19 protein-coding genes are annotated in these 14,552 nt (G+C 49.0%); 10 read left to right on the top strand and 9 right to left on the bottom strand.

Features of this window, described 5'->3' with window-relative positions; translation table 11 throughout:
• Position 1: 1 nt before the first annotated feature.
• The 7 genes from ACXAGC_RS14420 (at position 2) to ACXAGC_RS14390 (ending at position 5,574) form a co-directional block, all read left to right on the top strand.
• On the top strand, positions 2-1,267 hold the full coding sequence (locus tag ACXAGC_RS14420; protein WP_119500169.1) for a cytochrome b: 1,266 nt from the start codon (positions 2-4) through the stop codon (positions 1,265-1,267).
• Positions 1,264-1,998: a cytochrome c1 gene (locus ACXAGC_RS14415; RefSeq protein WP_474844930.1), complete on the top strand. Its 735-nt coding sequence runs from the start codon at positions 1,264-1,266 to the stop codon at positions 1,996-1,998. The genes ACXAGC_RS14420 and ACXAGC_RS14415 overlap by 4 nt, the downstream gene beginning before the upstream one ends.
• Positions 1,999-2,110: 112 nt before the next feature.
• Complete coding sequence (gene sspA / locus ACXAGC_RS14410; protein WP_119500171.1) at positions 2,111-2,743, top strand: stringent starvation protein SspA; 633 nt, start codon at positions 2,111-2,113, stop codon at positions 2,741-2,743.
• Entirely contained in the window at positions 2,740-3,198 is a 459-nt protein-coding gene (locus ACXAGC_RS14405; RefSeq protein ID WP_474844929.1) for a ClpXP protease specificity-enhancing factor, read from the top strand. The genes sspA and ACXAGC_RS14405 overlap by 4 nt, the downstream gene beginning before the upstream one ends.
• 178 nt (positions 3,199-3,376) lie before the next feature.
• Positions 3,377-4,051: a spondin domain-containing protein gene (locus ACXAGC_RS14400; RefSeq protein ID WP_474845354.1), complete on the top strand. Its 675-nt coding sequence runs from the start codon at positions 3,377-3,379 to the stop codon at positions 4,049-4,051.
• Between the two features lie 8 nt (positions 4,052-4,059).
• On the top strand, positions 4,060-4,764 hold the full coding sequence (locus ACXAGC_RS14395; RefSeq protein ID WP_474844928.1) for a spondin domain-containing protein: 705 nt from the start codon (positions 4,060-4,062) through the stop codon (positions 4,762-4,764).
• A 63-nt stretch (positions 4,765-4,827) separates the two neighbouring features.
• A complete protein-coding gene (locus tag ACXAGC_RS14390; protein ID WP_474844927.1) occupies positions 4,828-5,574 on the top strand; it encodes a response regulator transcription factor in 747 nt (248 codons plus the stop codon).
• A 27-nt stretch (positions 5,575-5,601) separates the two neighbouring features.
• Here the strand turns inward: ACXAGC_RS14390 and mgtE are convergent, their stop codons facing one another.
• A complete protein-coding gene (gene mgtE / locus ACXAGC_RS14385; protein ID WP_303573685.1) occupies positions 5,602-6,960 on the bottom strand; it encodes a magnesium transporter in 1,359 nt (452 codons plus the stop codon).
• Positions 6,961-7,100: 140 nt separating this feature from the next.
• The gene (locus ACXAGC_RS14380) at positions 7,101-7,856 is read right to left on the bottom strand and encodes a helix-turn-helix domain-containing protein (RefSeq protein WP_474844926.1); all 756 of its coding nucleotides are present in this window, start codon (positions 7,854-7,856) and stop codon (positions 7,101-7,103) included.
• A 113-nt stretch (positions 7,857-7,969) separates the two neighbouring features.
• On the opposite strand from ACXAGC_RS14380, the gene ACXAGC_RS14375 reads away from it, so the two are divergent.
• The 3 genes from ACXAGC_RS14375 to yiaA are packed head-to-tail and all read left to right on the top strand — an operon-like array spanning position 7,970 to position 9,492.
• Positions 7,970-8,311: a hypothetical protein gene (locus ACXAGC_RS14375; RefSeq protein WP_303573682.1), complete on the top strand. Its 342-nt coding sequence runs from the start codon at positions 7,970-7,972 to the stop codon at positions 8,309-8,311.
• Complete coding sequence (locus ACXAGC_RS14370) at positions 8,308-9,081, top strand: DUF2145 domain-containing protein (protein WP_474844925.1); 774 nt, start codon at positions 8,308-8,310, stop codon at positions 9,079-9,081. Before ACXAGC_RS14375 ends, ACXAGC_RS14370 begins: the two co-directional genes overlap by 4 nt.
• Before the next feature lie 18 nt (positions 9,082-9,099).
• Positions 9,100-9,492, top strand: a complete 393-nt coding sequence (gene yiaA / locus ACXAGC_RS14365; protein WP_303573680.1) for an inner membrane protein YiaA — start codon at positions 9,100-9,102, stop codon at positions 9,490-9,492.
• Positions 9,493-9,509: 17 nt separating this feature from the next.
• Here yiaA and ACXAGC_RS14360 read toward each other — a convergent pair whose 3' ends face one another.
• The 7 genes from ACXAGC_RS14360 to lptB all read right to left on the bottom strand — a co-directional run bounded on the left by ACXAGC_RS14360 (position 9,510) and on the right by lptB (position 14,548).
• The gene (locus ACXAGC_RS14360) at positions 9,510-10,253 is read right to left on the bottom strand and encodes a substrate-binding periplasmic protein (protein ID WP_474844924.1); all 744 of its coding nucleotides are present in this window, start codon (positions 10,251-10,253) and stop codon (positions 9,510-9,512) included.
• Positions 10,254-10,306: 53 nt separating this feature from the next.
• Positions 10,307-10,579 carry an HPr family phosphocarrier protein gene (locus tag ACXAGC_RS14355; protein ID WP_119500180.1) on the bottom strand — a complete coding sequence of 91 codons (273 nt, stop codon included), beginning with the start codon at positions 10,577-10,579 and terminating at the stop codon, positions 10,307-10,309.
• Positions 10,579-11,424 carry an RNase adapter RapZ gene (gene rapZ, locus ACXAGC_RS14350; RefSeq protein ID WP_474844923.1) on the bottom strand — a complete coding sequence of 282 codons (846 nt, stop codon included), beginning with the start codon at positions 11,422-11,424 and terminating at the stop codon, positions 10,579-10,581. The genes ACXAGC_RS14355 and rapZ overlap by 1 nt, the downstream gene beginning before the upstream one ends.
• 46 nt (positions 11,425-11,470) lie before the next feature.
• Positions 11,471-11,914 carry a PTS IIA-like nitrogen regulatory protein PtsN gene (ptsN, locus tag ACXAGC_RS14345; protein WP_474844922.1) on the bottom strand — a complete coding sequence of 148 codons (444 nt, stop codon included), beginning with the start codon at positions 11,912-11,914 and terminating at the stop codon, positions 11,471-11,473.
• 8 nt (positions 11,915-11,922) lie between these two features.
• Complete coding sequence (gene hpf / locus ACXAGC_RS14340; protein WP_119500183.1) at positions 11,923-12,210, bottom strand: ribosome hibernation promoting factor; 288 nt, start codon at positions 12,208-12,210, stop codon at positions 11,923-11,925.
• A gap of 32 nt (positions 12,211-12,242) precedes the next feature.
• Positions 12,243-13,727: an RNA polymerase factor sigma-54 gene (locus tag ACXAGC_RS14335; RefSeq protein ID WP_474844921.1), complete on the bottom strand. Its 1,485-nt coding sequence runs from the start codon at positions 13,725-13,727 to the stop codon at positions 12,243-12,245.
• A gap of 95 nt (positions 13,728-13,822) precedes the next feature.
• Complete coding sequence (gene lptB / locus ACXAGC_RS14330; protein WP_119500185.1) at positions 13,823-14,548, bottom strand: LPS export ABC transporter ATP-binding protein; 726 nt, start codon at positions 14,546-14,548, stop codon at positions 13,823-13,825.
• Positions 14,549-14,552 lie beyond the last annotated feature (4 nt).

Raw genomic sequence — 14,552 nt, 5'->3', positions numbered from 1 at the left:
CATGAATGCTTTTTTAAACTGGATTGAAGAGCGTATCCCGATGATGCGTGTGGCAAATATGCACGCCATTCAATATCCCGCCCCCCGTAATATGAACTTCTGGTACGTATTTGGTTTTCTGGCCACCATCGTGCTCGTCAACCAAATCGTAACCGGTATCTGGTTAACCATGAACTTTAACCCGACGGCGGAAGGGGCTTTCTTCTCTGTCGAGTACATCATGCGAGAAGTCGATTTCGGCTGGATCATCCGTTATATGCACAGTACCGGCGCGTCTGCGTTCTTTATTGTGGTGTATATGCACATGTTCCGCGGCATGATTTACGGCTCCTATCAGAAACCCCGGGAGTTGCTGTGGGTTTTCGGTATGTTTATCTACCTCGCGTTAATGGCTGAAGCCTTTATGGGCTACGTACTTCCCTGGGGACAAATGTCATACTGGGGAGCACAGGTTATCGTGTCTCTGTTCGGTGCGATTCCGGTGATTGGTCCTGACCTGGTCATCTGGATTCAGGGCGATTATGTTATTTCCGGTGCTACGCTGAACCGCTTCTTTGCCCTGCACGTTATCGCCCTGCCACTGGTTATCGTCATTCTTGTGTTCCTGCATATCATTGCATTGCACGAAGTGGGCTCTAATAACCCTGACGGCGTGGCCATCAAACACAAGAAGGGTTCTCTGCCTGAAAGTGAAAAGACGAAATACGAAATCCACGAGTACTACACCAGTAAATACGACATCGCTGATGATGTGGTGCCCTTCTTCCCGCACATCGTGCTTAAGGATTTAGTGGCGTTCAGTATCTTCCTTTTCGTATTCTGTTACATCATGTTCTTTGCGCCGGAAATGGGGGGTAAGTTCCTTGAACATCCAAACTTTGAAATTGCTAACCCGTTGAAGACGCCGGAGCATATTTTCCCTGTGTGGTACTTCACACCTTTCTACGCCATCCTCAAAGCGGTACCGGATAAGCTGTTTGGTGTTATTGCTATGTTTGGTGCCATCGCGGCCCTGTTTGCACTGCCGTGGCTTGACCGTGGACGGGTGAAGTCATGGCGTTACCGCTGTGGCCTGCACAAAGTCAACTTGCTGCTTTTCGCTGCGGTATTCGTATTCCTGGGTTACCTGGGCGGTACACCACAGGAAAACTGGAAAATCATTGCTTCTCAGGTGGCTACCGTGTTGTATTTTGGTTTCTTCGTGGCACTGTTCTTATACAGTAAAAATGAAACGACGAAGCCTGTACCAGCGAGGATCCCGAAATGAGAAAACTAATGTTGTTACTGGCATTACTCGTACCGGGTATGGCGATGGCTGCCAGCGGAAATGTCCATCTGGACAAAGCGCCAGTTGATTTAACCGATAAAGCGTCGTTACAGCGCGGTGCCAAAATCTTTATGAATTACTGCCTGGGTTGCCACTCTATGCAATACCAGCGCTATCAGCGTACCTTCACCGATTTAGGTATTCCTGATGAGATTGGTCAGGAAAACCTGCAATTTACCGGTGAGAAGGTGACGGATTACATCACCCGCTCAATGCCTGAAGAAGCTGCAGCTACCTGGTTTGGTGCGGCGCCGCCTGACCTGACGCTGGTGAACCGCGTGAGAGGCTCCGACTGGATTTATACTTACCTGCGCAGCTTTTATGTTGATGAAAGCCGTCCGTTTGGTGTGAACAATGTGGTATTCAAAGATGTAGGTATGCCACATGTCCTTCAGCCGCTTCAGGGCACACCCCGTTTAACCCATGAAGAAACCATGGTTGACGGTGAAATGAAAGAGCAGTTTGTGGGTATTAAAACCGATGGTGACGGTGCGCTGAGCACAGAAGAGTATGATCAGGCGATTGCCGACCTGGTTAACTTCCTTGCATACAGTGGCGAACCGTTCCGCCTGCAATCCGAAGCTATCGGAAAGTGGGTACTGGTGTTCATTATTGTGCTGTTCATCTTCGTTTTCTTACTGAAGAAAGAATACTGGAAGGAAGTGCACTAATTTCTGTTAATTTGTGTATAATACGCAAGGGGGCATTCCGCCCCCTTTTTTAGCATTTGTTTCTGGTCGCAATACGGCCGGGCAAGGTAACACTCTCGACGGAGGAAAATGAATGGCCGTAGCCGCGAATAAGCGTTCAATCATGACGTTGTTCTCAGATACTATTGACATATATAGTCACCAGGTTCGTATTGTTTTGGCGGAAAAAGGTGTGGGTGTTGAAATTAGCTACACTGATCCAACTAACCTGCCTGAGGATCTGATTGATCTGAACCCCTACGGTACTGTGCCAACCCTCGTTGACAGAGAGTTAGTGTTATATAAATCCCATATCATCATGGAATACTTAGATGAGCGTTTCCCTCATCCTCCATTGATGCCGGTATACCCTGTTTCCCGTGGTCAGAGCCGCCTGATGATGCACCGTATCGAACAGGACTGGTATTCTCTGGCTGCACGTATTTTCCGTAATGAAGGTGATGTAGAAGCTGCCCGTAACGAATTACGTGAAGCGTTACTTTCATTAGGTCCTATTTTTGCTGAAATGCCATTCTTCATGAGTGAAGAGTTCAGCCTGGTTGATTGCTACCTGGCACCGCTGTTGTGGCGCTTACCTGCGTTGGGGATCACCCTGACCGGTAATGGCAGTAAAGAAGTGAATGCATACATGAACCGCATTTTCTCACGCAGTTCTTTCAAAGCTTCTCTGACTGATCAGGAACGCGAAATTCATAATCCGTTATGAGTAAAATGACATCCAATCAGCCGTATTTGCTGCGTGCATTTTACGAATGGATTGTAGACAACCAGTTAACGCCCTACATTGTAGTAGATGCCACGGTGGAGCGTGTTGATGTTCCGCAGGAATTCATTAAAGACGGCCAGATCGTGCTTAATGTTTCTCCCTCTGCGTGCGTTAACTTCTCGCTGGATCTGGACGCTATTTCGTTTCAGGCTCGTTTTGGTGGGCAACCCCGCCAGATCTATATGCCTTGTCATGCTGTACTGGCAATCTATGCCCGTGAGAATGGCGCAGGAACTGTTTTTGCTGTTGAAGATGAAATGCAGGCGCCTGAACAGTTGAGCGGTGACGATACTGACACGCTGAACGGACCGTCTTCCGACGTTACCGATGGCGATTCTGAGAACGCACCGGTGCCGCCGAAGAAAGGCAAACCTACGCTGAAAATCATTAAATAAAAAAATCCGGCCTGCGCGCCGGATTTTTTAATTCTGTTTAATACTGTTTCTTAAAAGTGCTGCTGTTGTGATCTGGCCGTGAGCAAACCGGGAGGATCCTGCGCCAGGATAAATGCTCCATACAACAACAGAGAGCTTTATCATGGCAAACAGAACCCTTCGCTACACAACCCTCTGCATGGCCACCCTGCCGGCATTTACTTTAAGCGCCGCTGAAGTAGAAATATCATTGGAAAACCTCACCCGGGGTATCGCATTCACACCTTTATTCATAGCAGCACACAGTAGCGACACCCATCTGTTCGTGACCGGTGAAACAGCAAGCACAGAATTGCAGGCTATGGCGGAAGGCGGTGATATCTCAGGGCTGGAAACAATGGCTGCCGGAGCATCTGCTGATATGGTCAGTAATCCCGCTGGCGGATTACTTATGCCGGCAATGACCACATCTGCCATGCTGACCACCACTGACGGCAATACCCAACTGAGTCTGGTAGCCATGTTGTTGCCCACCAATGATGGCTTTGTCGGTTTAGACAGCTGGACCATACCGGAAACTCCCGGCACCTACATGATTTACTTAAATGCCTATGATGCCGGTACCGAGGCCAATGATGAAGTTCGCGGGAGCGGCGTACCCGGTGAAGCAGGTATGCCGGTTCCTCCTCCTCTGGAAGCGTTAGTCGGTACGGACGGCACCGGGGTGAATGCCACTATCACCAATGCGACCGTTCATATCCATCCCGGCAATCTGGGAGACGATATGCTCAGCGGTGGTATGAGTGATGTTCAAAACACGGTACAGCGCTGGCTCAATCCCGTAGCCAGAGTGGTTGTTACGGTAAGTGAATAGGAGTGGATATGATGAATCAACGGATAATTCGCCTCAGCGCACTGACCGTCGCTTTATTCACCCTGGCGGCGTGTTCAGATGACGATGATGAAACCATCGTTGAACCCCCGGCACCTGAAATGCGGACTTATGAAATAACCGTAACCAATCTGACAGCTGCACAACCATTCTCGCCGGTCGCGGTGATTGCCAGTGACTCTGTGACTCTGTGGCAAACCGGCAGCGCTGCATCGGACGGGCTAGCCATGCTTGCTGAAGGAGGAGACAGCAGTGCACTGACAGCACAGGACGAGACGCTGGTTGCAGAAGCCGGTACTGAGCCATTGATGCCCGGAAGCAGCGAAACCTTTATGCTTACCATGGAAGCCAGTGATTCTGCTTTGTTGAGTGTGGTCACTATGCTGGTAAATACCAATGACGGATTCACAGGAATAACCGGGTTGGATTTATCTGCGCTGGTGACAAATGACACGCTTACCATGTTTCCCCATGTCTACGATGCGGGTACAGAAGAAAATACGGAGTCGGCGGGCACTATACCTGGTCCGGCAGATGGCGGGGAAGGTGTCAGCGACGGCAGAGAGGCCCTTGATGCTGTCACATTTCATGGCGGCGTTGTCAGTGCAGAGGGTGGACTGACAGACTCTGTTCTCGGTTCAGAACACCGTTTTGACAATCCGGTGATGAAATTAATTATCACCCGGATGGAATAAAATACAGGCACCTCCGGTCTGTTTCTATGCGAGTCATTGCATATGAAAACAGCCGGAGGGAAGATGATTTTGTTAACTCAGCATGATCAGGCTCAGTCACAGCGGATCCGCAAGTGTCTGGAGGCACTGGGACACCAGTGTGTGACAACGCTTAGCGACCCCTGTGAGGCAATCGCGGCAAATCAGTTTAGTCTGGTGGTTCTGGATATTGTATTGCCCGGCCGCTGCGGACTGGACGTCTGCCGTCAAATACGCCGGCAATACCCTCTGCTGCCTGTCATTATTGTTACCGCATCTCAAAGTGAAACTGACCATATCCTCGCGCTGGAACTCGGCGCCGACGATGTGGTGATGTTGTCGTGCCACGACAGGGTTTTACAGGCAAGAGTGAAAGTGCAGCTTCGCCGCTATCGTCCTGGACATGAGGAAACTACGCCGGGTTGCCATCTTTTGCAGTCTGGCAGGTTATCTCTGGACATCAGATCCCATCAGGCAAGGATCGGCGAAAGTACTCTGCCGCTTACCGCTACGGAATTTATGTTGCTTACGCATTTTGTCCGTCATCCCAATCAGGTATTCAGCCGTAATCAGCTACTGGAAACAGTGTGGGGTCATCAGCTCGACTGCTACGAACATACCGTGGTGTCACACATTAACCGGCTCCGAAGTAAGCTGGCTGCAGATAAGAGCGTGGCTGCTATGCTGGAAACCGTCAGGGGAGTGGGATACCGCTTTACGCCCCGGCCGCCGGTAAGTAGTCGCCGGCTGCATCATGTGCCGGCTGACAGATATCCGGCAGCCACATTTTAAGACGTGGCTGCCGGGGCGTGAATATGCTCAGGTTAAAAGCAGTGACGCAGTTCCCAGGAAGGCAAAGATACCCACTACATCGGTAATGGTTGTCAGAATAACGCTGCCGGCCAGGGCAGGGTCGATTTTCAGACGTTTCATGATCATGGGTAAGGTTGCACCGGATAGCGCAGCGGCAATCATATTGACGAGCATGGCGAAGGCGATAACGAGGCCAAGCATAAGATCCTGCTTCCACAGACCTATTACAGAAGCAATAAGTACTGCCCACATCACGCCGTTTAACAGGCCGATTGCCAGCTCTTTATTAACCAGCCACTTTGCGTTGCTGCCATTGACATGGCCCAGTGCCATACCACGGATAACCAGAGTGAGTGTCTGATTACCGGCTACACCACCCATGCTGGGAACGATGGTATTCAGGATAGCAAGCACGGCCATCTGGCTCAGTGTTGCTTCAAATAAGTCGCTGACCGCTGCGGCAAGGAGGGCGGTGACCAGATTCACAGCCAGCCATACGGAGCGGCGCTGGGTAGATTGTAACACCGGCGCGAAAGTATCTTCTTCATCATCCAGACCGGCCATACTCATCATCGAGTGCTCCGCATCCTCGCGGATAATGTCGACCACGTCATCAATGGTAATACGACCGGCAAGGCGGTTTTTTTCGTCCACAACAGGGGCTGACAACCAGTTGTAACGTTCAAACAGACTGGCAACCTCACCATCAGGCATATTAACAGGGATCGCTTCGGGATCATCATCCATCACCTCTGACACTTTATCGTCGGGATCCGCAGTCAGCAGGCGTGCTACCGGCACAATGCCAACCAGATTATCCGTGCGGTTGACCACGTAAAATGTATCCGTGTTTTCCGGTAGATCCCCTTTCAGTCTGAGATAGCGCAATACCACATCAACAGTTACGTCAGGACGCAACGTAATGGTGTCGGTGTTCATGATAAAACCGGCGGTTTCTTCACCGTAAGACAGTGCCTGTTCTGCCCGGTGTCTGTCCTGAGTATCCATGGACTGCAGAATGTCCTGCAATACTTCATCCGGCAGACTGCTTAAAGTTTCCGCCAGGTCATCGGTGTCCATTTCTTCAAGGGCATCAACAACCTTTTCGGGTACCATCTTGCTGATAATACCGTTACGTACATCTTCTGACAGTTCTTCTAAGATATCGCCGTGAAAATCGCCGTCTATGAGGTCCCAAAGTTCATCACGGGTTCGGGTCGGGCTGGACTCAAGAATCAGGGCAACATCGCTGGGTGGCAGCTCATGCAGCATTTTGCGCACAGAAACAAAACGGCCGTCATTTAACGCCGCATTAAGAGCCCATAGCTGGCTTTGTGCTGATTTGCTTTCGAGTGCTTCTGCCACGGAAATCCTTTGAGAAACAAACAGGGAGGTAAATAAAGAATACCTTACCCTCCGGAAACTGTCATCGGGAAAGCGGCGTATATCTGCCTGCGAATCGCCACAAACCGTCCGTTTGCGCAAATTGTGAGCATCGGGTCGATTTATTGCTGCTGCGCTTCGCTTTGCTCTCTGCGCATCTTTTCAAACAGGGAGGGTTCCCAGGGACGCATCGCCAGCAACATACCAATATGCGTTCGTTCTGAAACCGGTAAAGATGAGTCAGCATCGTTTAATTCTGCCGCTTCCGTTGACAGTTGCTTCAGGCGCTTTTCAATGATCCGGATGGATTCCTCTGAATAGCGGCCACGGATGTATAACCTGAACAGCCAGGGTTCACCCCGCTTCGGCGCCATGAACTTCACCATAACTTCCTGTTCCATAAACTGTGCTAACGGTCCTCCCGGGATCCAGCGGAAATTCTGGCCAATTCGCAGACGGTAGCGGTTGCCGGGTAAAAGTTCTATCAGCCTGAGTTTATCGAGCTTTGCCAGCAGCCTGACACCTTCCAAAGGGTCTATCGCATAATGCCCGGTGATATCGTCAAACTGCCATCCGTCCCTTACCAGCACGGCCATAAGCAAAAGCTTCGGGTTAGCCAGTAACTCTTTTTCCTGTTCTTCAGTTAACTGGGACAGGGCGGGCTGTTCCCGTTCGCTGAGTTGGAACAGTTCACTGAGGGTCAGGTCCATCACATCGCAAATTTGTGCCAGTCTCTCCAGAGTAAAGGCTTCCTGTGCAAAACATCTTTTAATGCTTGCCTCACTCAGGTCAAGGCGCTCCGCCAGAGATTTATAAGTAAAACCCCGCTGCTTCAAACAGCGCTTCAGGGTACCGATGAGTTGCTTAATCTGCTGCATAGTATTAATAAGTGATACTTTTGGTGTTGAAATAGTCTACATCAATTATTTGAGTTTATTAATGTTCTTCTCCGGACTACTGTGAATACACAGTCACTACTGAGGAACTGGAAATGAAACATGGATTGATATCAGGTTTAGCAATACTGACACTGAGTTGCGGCGTAATGGCCGACGATTCAATACAACACAGCGGTCAGGCAAGTAAACACAGTGTGCTTGCAGCAACGGAAAGTGTGCAAACAACAGCATCAGTGGCCAGCGCGGTATCGGTTGCACCGGTCGTGTTAAGTGTGGGAGTGGCAGTGATTGCGGCAGATTCAGCGCACTCCGTTCACCATAGCATTGAGAAAAGCAATAAACCTTTACCGGTGACAAAACGGGTGATTACTGCAGACCCGGCACCTAATGTGGTGATAAACCAGACTATCGTGACACAGGGGAAAGCTCAATGAGGTCCGCGATAGCAATGCTTGCATGTCTGGCGTTGCCTGTATTTGCCGGCAGTCAGGAAGAAGCACCCCGCCGGTATGCGCCGGAGGCGATTATAAAGTTTGCAAAGCAAACTGAGCATTACCTGGCTGAGCAGGGAGCCTATGCGGCCATTATTGCGCGGGTTGGACGGGCACCTGAAGACTTGCCTGAAGGTATTTCATTTACCCATACGGCAATTGCACTGTATTCCGATATTACGCTGGATGACGGCACGGTAGAGCAGGGGTATGCAATACACAATTTATATCAGCTGGCAGATAAGCCGGGTACAAGCGTACTGAAAACGGATTATCCGGTGGATTTCTTTTGGGGAGCAACGGAGTTAAAAACCGGCATAATTATTCCCGATTGGGAAGTGCAGCAGAAAATCGTTGCCTTGTATGCGCAGGACAAAGCGAAATTGCTGCACGAACCGGCCTATTCCGTTATTGCGAGTCCGTTTACGGAAGGAAAGCAAAATTGCACTGAGTACACCCTTGATGTGCTGAATGCTGCTATTTACGACACCACTGACAGTCATCGCCTTAAAAACAATACGCAGGCATGGTTTAAAGCACAGCCGGTGAAGGTTAACAAAATGAAGTTGCGGCTAGGCAGTTGGGTGAGCAGCGGCGTGTCGTTAAGCGACCATCCGGGCGCGATACAAACCGCTACGTTCACCACTATTGCTAATTATCTGGAAAACAATCAACTGGTGGCACATCAAACCGTGCTGTATGCCAGTCACTGATACAAAACGGAGATCATCATGAACGCAAATAAACCTACGAAAGCCTTTTTTATTGCTTCTGTTATTGCACTGCTGACAGGATTTGCCGCTTACATAACCGGACTCCTGAATGCCGATATGCCACTCAATGAAAAAGGCTACTACTTTGCTGTATTTCTGTTTGGACTGTTTGCTGCTGTGTCTGTTCAAAAAACAGTGCGGGACAAAATGGAAGGCATACAGACAACGAAAATATATCTGATGTTGTGCTGGTTTGGCCTTGGTGCTGCTATTGCACTGTTAGTGATTGGTCTGGTAAACGCCAACCTGTTGCTGAGTGAAAAAGGATTCTATGGAATGGCATTCGTCCTGAGTTTGTTTGCCGCGATAACGGTGCAAAAAAATGTCAGGGATAATACGGCAGCAGAATAAGGTGTGAGGTTGAAGGCTCAGCTCGCAGGATCCGGGTCTTTAACATAGCCAGACAGGACGTGATTGAATTTATCGATGAAGCCCGGGTCCACAGATTGTTTACTGAACATGAAGTGGACGTCCTGCACGTTCACGGGATTATCACTGATTTCCAGTTCGAGATGCAGCAGTTCAGCATTAAAGCTAATCACTCTGATATCGTCCAGCACCAAATCGACACGGCCTCTGTTCAGAAACTGTAACCGCCGGTTAATGGAATCCAGATGAATAAGCTGCGCGCTGTACTGCTCAGTGACTGTTTCATTAAACCAGTCGCCATACCATCCGCCGGTATTTAACGCCAGGGTTTTGCCTTCCCTTAGTAAGGTTTCAAGAGATTTGCCGGCATATTCGTCATGATGGGAAGGATGAAAGGCAAAGCTGATGGTTTCTTTGCGGTAAGGAACAGAAAAATAGTTTTTCAGTGCTCTCGCCGGTGTGAAAGCTGCACCTGTAACTACATCAATTTGCCCCAGTTCTATTTGCTGAGTGACCCGTCTTTCAGGCAGGATCTGGCTTTCCAGTGCATAATCCAGCTTGCCTAAAACCGACTTCAACAATTGGTAGTCTTCACCGGCCGGCTCATTATTGTCTGTTATGTACAGATAAGGAGGCCAGGCCGTACCACCGGTTATCAGACTTTTTCTGTGCTCAGCACACCATACTGAGCTTTGAGAAGCCATCACTGTCAAAAAGATGATTAAACTGATGAAACGTTTCAACGGGATTGCCTTTAAGCCTTCGCCGGCACTGCACACTCAGTGGTGTGCCGGCGCTATTCATCTTCGTTAAATCTGCCTGCAATTAATGCCTCGACGGCATCCATTGCAGCTTCAGCATCCGGACCTTCAGAGATCACAGTAACCTGTTCCCCCTGATGACTTTCCATCATCATCAGTCCCAGCACACTATTGGCATTAGCCTGCTTATCGCCTTTTTGTAAAATAACTTCGGCATCAAACTGATTCGCCAGTTGCACCAACTGCGTTGCAGCTCTGGCATGCAGGCCCAGTTTATTAACAATAGTCAGAGATTTCTCTATGCGCATTATTTACTTTGCTCCCTGTGGCGGATCTGGACATCAGGATGAGATTCCCGGAAGTTTTTCGCCAGTGATTCCGCTACATAAACTGAACGGTGCTGTCCGCCTGTACATCCGATAGCGACTGTCACATAACTGCGGTTGTTCCGTTCAAGGTGTGGCAACCAGGTCGTGATGAGGTTCTGAATCTGCCAGATAAATTTGGTCACTATAGGCTGGGAACTGAGGAAAACCTGAACCGGTGTATCCAGGCCTGTCAGGTGTTTTAAATCCGGCTCCCAGTGAGGGTTTGGCAGAAAACGGGCGTCAAACACATAGTCTGCATCTTTGGGAATACCGTGTTTAAAGCCGAATGATTCAAATACCAGAACAAGTCGTGAGCTTTTCTTACCGAGGATACGCTCGCGGATTAATTCTGCCAGCTGGTGGATGCTCAGAGAGTCGGTATCAATATTCAAATCCGCTCTTTCCGCTACAGGCGCCAGCAGTTCACGTTCTGTCTGGATGGCATCTGACAATGACTTATTCAGTTTGGCCAGCGGATGTAACCGCCGGGTTTCGCTGAACCGGCGCACCAGCATATCGTCACTTGCGTCAATATATACGATGGTGACAGTCCATGACTCCGGCAGGTAGTCGAGAATTTCAACCAGCTCAGAAGGCTCTTTAGGCAAGTTTCTGACATCAATACTCACAGCTACCTGCTCGTATTCATCGGCGACAGTGTGTGTCAGGGCTGGTAACAGATTAACCGGAATATTATCGACGCAGTAGTACCCCAGATCCTCAAGGGCACGAAGTGCTACTGATTTTCCTGAACCGGAACGTCCGCTGATGATGATTAACTTCACGCCGTTTCTCCTGAAGTCACGTGTTGTCGGTGCGTATTACACTAAGTTACTGTAATGCGCGAATAATATCATCACTTGTCTGAGCTTTGCGGATAGTTTTTATGGTTTCTTTATCGCTGAGTTTTCCGGCAACCATGGCCAGAGTTTGTAAATGTCCTTCGGTTTGTTCCTGAGGGACAAGCAGAGTAAAGAAAATATCCACAGGTTTGTTGTCGATAGCATCAAAATCGATGGCGGGTGTGCTGGTAACTACGATGGCGATGACATTTTCCAGTCCGGCCAGGCGACCGTGGGGGAGGGCAATGCCGTTACCTATACCTGTGCTGCCCATTCGCTCACGGGCCAGCAGGCTACTTAACACGGTGGCTTCATCAACATCGGGGTTATTTTTAGCTGCAATCCCGCTGATGATTTCGAGAATGCGTTTTTTGCTATTGCACTGGACCGCACACTCGGTGCGGTCCAGGCTGACTATGGCTTGTATATCCATGAATTCAATTAGTGCTTTTTAAGCTTTTCCTTGTGTTTCAGGACCTGCCTGTCGAGCTTATCGACCATGCTGTCAATGGCAGCATACATGTCCTGATTTTCGGAAGAGGCGAAGACTTCCGCGCCGCTAAGATGAACCGTTGCTTCTGCTTTTTGGCTAAGCTTTTCAACATTTAAAATAACGTGCACATTTGATATGTGGTCAAAATGACGTTCCAGTTTGCTGAACTTAGTATCGACATAATTACGCAAAGAATCAGTGATCTCAATGTGATGACCAGAAAGGTTGATTTGCATATTTCGTCTTCCTTATTTTGAGCAGCCTTAAGTTAGATAAGGCTTTTGCGTTGGTTAGACGGCGGGATCGACAAGGATTCCCGGTACTTTGCTATTGTTCGCCGGGCAACCATAATGCCTTGATCGGCCAACAACGAAGCAATCTTGCTGTCACTCAGTGGCTTGCTTGGCTTTTCAGCGGCAACCAGCTTCTTAATCAGGGCGCGAATCGCTGTAGATGAACACTCACCACCTGATTCAGTGGCAACGTGGCTGGAGAAGAAATACTTCAACTCGAAAATACCACGGGGCGTGTGCATGTACTTCTGCGTTGTTACCCTGGAAATAGTAGATTCGTGCATATCTACCATTTCTGCGACATCATTCAGCACCATTGGTTTCATCATTTCAGGGCCATGCTCAAAAAAGCCCATCTGTTGCTGAACAATACAATTTGCTACTTTCAGCAGCGTATCGTTCCGGCTCTCAAGGCTCTTAATAAACCATTTTGCTTCCTGCATGTGAGAGCGGATAAATTGTGAATCACTGCTGTTTCTTGCTTTACGGCTCATTGCAGCATACTGCTGATTAACACTGAGCTTAGGCAGGCTGTCGGGGTTTAATTCTACAACCCAACGGCCATTTTTCTTCGCAACCGATACATCCGGAATGACATATTCGGGTTCTTTCGTAATTAATGCACTGCCCGGACGGGGATTAAGCGTTTGCAGCAAACGCATCGCTTCCCGTAACTGATCTTCTTTCAGGCGGGTTTTACGCATTAACGTACGGTAATCTTTACTGCCTAACAGATCGGAATGCTCTCTGAGCAGTAGTTTGGCTTCTTCCAGCCACGGTGTTTCCGGTGCAAATTGCGCCAGCTGAACTAACAAGCACTCCTGCGGTGTGCGGGAGCCGGAACCGAGAGGATCAAAAAGCTGAATACGTTTAAGTACGCACTCAACTTCATCTTCTTCAACGGGCTCTTCCATATCTTCACTGTTAACGCTTTGCAAAATGTCGTCAACGGTAACCGTGAGATAGCCGGACTCATCAATAGAATCGATGATCGCCAGTGCGATGGCGCGGTCTGTGTCAGAAAAAGGTGTCAGACGCATTTGCCACAGCAGATGGTCCTGAATATTTTCGGTGGTTTCACCCTGAAAGATTTGTTCATCGTCGCCACCGGAAGGGCCGGGCGCGGGTGCAGAAGACGCAGAAATGTACTCATCCCAGGTACTGTCGATGGGCAGCTCGTCCGGTAAATCATTCTTTTCCAGTGCTTCACCGGTATCCATACTGTCAGAAGATGAGGCTGATGCAGACTCTTGCATGCTGTCATCATTATCGATGTTATTTTTCTCAATTACATCGTTGTCGGAGCTGTCGTCGACTTCCAGCAAAGGATTAGAGTCGAGGGCTTCCTGAATTTCTTGTTGTAAGTCCAGCGTAGACAACTGCAATAGCTTGATCGCCTGCTGAAGCTGAGGCGTCATTGTCAGTTGTTGGCTAAATTTTAACTGTAAAGATGGTTTCATCTACGTCTTATATAAACTCTAAAAAGGACATCCGGTTGTAGCGGTGTGAGTGCCGGTGGCGAAATCTCCGCTAAATGCTCATCCCGATATCTTAACTATAGCCTGAATTGCTCACCAAGGTATACATCACGAACTTTTTGATTACTTAATACCTGTTCTGCGGTGCCCTGAGCAATCAGTTCTCCATGACTGACGATATAGGCCTCTTCACACACATCAAGGGTTTCCCTGACATTGTGGTCGGTGATGAGGATACCGATACCTCTGTCCCGTAAGTGCTGAATGATCTTCTTTATATCATTAACCGAAATCGGGTCAACTCCGGCGAAGGGTTCATCGAGCAAAATAAATTGCGGATTGGCTGCCAGTGCGCGGGCAATTTCAACCCGGCGGCGTTCGCCACCCGACAAACTCATACCTGTACTATTACGTATATGGTTAATATTAAATTCATCAAGTAGTGCATCCGCTTCCTGTTCACGTTGATGACTTTTTAAGTCTTTACGCGTCTGTAATATCGCCATGATGTTTTCATGTACGGTCAGCTTGCGGAAAATGGATGCCTCCTGGGGTAAATAGCCAATTCCCCGGCGGGCACGTTCGTGCATTGGCTGGTGCGTCAGCTCCTGCTCATCAATGAGGATTTTGCCTTTGTCCAGCGGCACAAGACCGACAATCATGTAAAACGTTGTGGTTTTACCTGCACCGTTAGGACCCAGCAGACCTACTATCTGTCCGGTAGAAACCGATAAACTAACGTCACGGACGACCTGGCGTGATTTATACGACTTTGCCAGGTGAGTCGCACTCAGGGTTGCCATGTAA

This window comes from Alteromonas sp. AWJ4_197 (genome assembly GCF_056160285.1).
The sequence above is the reverse complement of the archived record's forward strand: the minus strand, read 5'-3'. Positions and strand labels throughout refer to the sequence as shown.